The sequence below is a fragment of the Streptomyces bobili genome, from assembly GCF_002154575.1.
Classification (GTDB): domain Bacteria; phylum Actinomycetota; class Actinomycetes; order Streptomycetales; family Streptomycetaceae; genus Streptomyces; species Streptomyces bobili.
The window spans coordinates 1-686 of record NZ_MUBA01000693.1; the positions used below are offsets into that span (position 1 = coordinate 1).

At 74.1% G+C, this 686-nt stretch carries 1 protein-coding gene and 1 pseudogene; one reads left to right on the forward strand and one right to left on the reverse strand.

Going from position 1 to position 686, the window contains the following annotated elements; translation table 11 throughout:
- Positions 1 to 327 (forward strand): annotated as a pseudogene (locus BZL64_RS36320) (pyridoxamine 5'-phosphate oxidase family protein); the annotation flags it as partial.
- 25 nt (positions 328 to 352) lie between these two features.
- Here BZL64_RS36320 and BZL64_RS36325 read toward each other — a convergent pair.
- The coding region (locus BZL64_RS36325) for an aldo/keto reductase (protein ID WP_208639598.1) at positions 353 to 686 on the reverse strand (334 nt) is incomplete at its 5' end.

Below are 686 nucleotides of genomic sequence, written 5' to 3' on the forward strand. Positions count from 1 at the left end.
ACCCTCGGCAGCGCCGGCTGGACGTCCTGGAACGGCTGGACCATGAGACCGACGTCTGGGTGGCCACGGCCGGGCCGGACGGGGTGCCGTGTCTCGTCGCGCTGTGGTTCGTCCGGTACGAGGAGTGTCTGTGGCTGTCGACGCGGCTCACCAATCCCACCGGCCGGGGCGGTGGAGGCGTTCGCCGCGAAGACGGGGTGGGATCCCCGCCAAGACGGCACGGCGTACGCGTTCTTCAGGGTGCGGCCCCGCGACGTCCAGGCCTGGCGGGAGGTGCGCGAGCTGCGCGGGCGGCATGTGATGCGCGACGGGGTGTGGGCCGCATAGCCCCTCCGGCATTTCTGCCGGACTCTCACCCCGCCTTCGTGTGCGCCTCGTTCAAGCCGTCCAGTTCCTCGGCCGTCAGCCGGAGGGCTCCCGCCGCCACGTTCTCCGTGAGGTGCGCGGGGTTGCCGGTGCCGGGGATGGCCAGGACGTGCGGGCCTCGGGCCAGGGTCCAGGCCAGGCGGATCTGCGCGGGGCTCGTGCCGTGGGCGCGGGCCGCCGCCAGGACCGCTTCGCCGTGGGCGGTCGTGGCGCCGTGCGGGCCGCTGTCGCCGGCGATGGCGTAGAAGGGGACGAAGGCGATGCCCTGTTCGCCGCACAGGCGCAGGAGTTCCTCGGCGGCGGGCTGGTGGTCGCCGAGG